Origin of the sequence: Microcoleus sp. Pol17C6 (assembly GCF_036701145.1) — a bacterium.
In the GTDB taxonomy this organism is placed as follows: Bacteria; Cyanobacteriota; Cyanobacteriia; order Cyanobacteriales; family Microcoleaceae; genus Microcoleus.
This window is the reverse complement of record NZ_JAUBQH010000182.1, coordinates 1-1101: the sequence shown is the minus strand read 5'-3', so window position 1 is coordinate 1101 and position 1101 is coordinate 1. Positions and strand designations below refer to the sequence as shown.

The 1101-nt window shown below is 42.7% G+C and carries 1 pseudogene; it reads right to left on the bottom strand.

Annotated features, from left to right (window positions below):
- A pseudogene (locus QUA25_RS29325) lies at window positions 1–740 on the bottom strand (transposase); the annotation flags it as partial.
- Window positions 741–1101: the final 361 nt, after the last annotated feature.

Genomic DNA, 1101 nt, shown 5'->3' with positions numbered 1-1101 from the left:
ATGACCTAGGTTTCTTTTGATATATTGAAGTTGTTTTTTAATTGCCTGTCTTTTTTTGTTGCGGGATGGTCTTCTTTGTTTGGCTATTAATAAGTAATCTTTTCGGGCGAGATTACGGTAGGTTCTTGGTTTTTTCGTGATTTGACCTTTGAGCTGTTTATAGAGGATATCTAGGATTTTTTCGGTGTGAACTCTGGCTCTGTTTAATAGTCCTAAGTCGGTCGGATAACTAATATCGGCTGGGGCGCAGGTCGCATCTATGATTAATTTTCCGCGATTGACTGACTTATTTTTGGCGTCCGAATCCTTTTTTTTCCGTTTTAACGCTCGGTGATGGAGCGTATTTTTTCGACCATTCGCTCGTTCACTTTATTAATTAGGTTGGGACTAATTCGTTGCCGAAAGTGAACTAATAGTGATGGGTCAAATGGCAGCTCGTTACTGTAACTTGATTGACCGATAAAGTATTGCAGATACGGGTTTTCCCGGATTTGTTCGACTGTTTCCCGATCGCTAATTCCGAGTTTTTCTTTGATGATTAATGCCCCCAACGCCATCCGAAAGGATTTGGCCGGTGCCCCCATTTCTGTGGGGAAATTTTGGGCATATTCTGATTCAAACTCTGACCACGGGATTAGTTGGGCCATTTTTACCCAACGGTTGAGGAGTGACAAGCTTCCTCCGAAGGGCAGTTCAAACTCGGATGGGGGGCTTGGGGCAAGCTCAGCTTTTCTGTACACGATCGCAAATGGTGATGCATGGGTTTTGACTCATTATACCTGTTTTTCTTGCACCATTACTACCTTTCTTCGTCCGAAAATCCATACAGTGTTTACTTGAACCACTTATTCAGCAAGCCCTAATTAATCCGAAACATCTCAAAAACCTTAACGGGTGACAACGCACCTATAATGCTTGCTGCATGAGGGATAGGGCGTAGAAGCCACGCTGAAAATAGAGACGTTTATGGGGCTTGAGTGCAATTAGACTTATTATTGGAGTTTAGACTAAAAACAGTCATCCATAGTCCAATGTCACTGAAAAAGTCTCGATCGCAAGGCCTGTTTACCTTTTAAGATAGAGCGAGGTTCCTGCATTCGA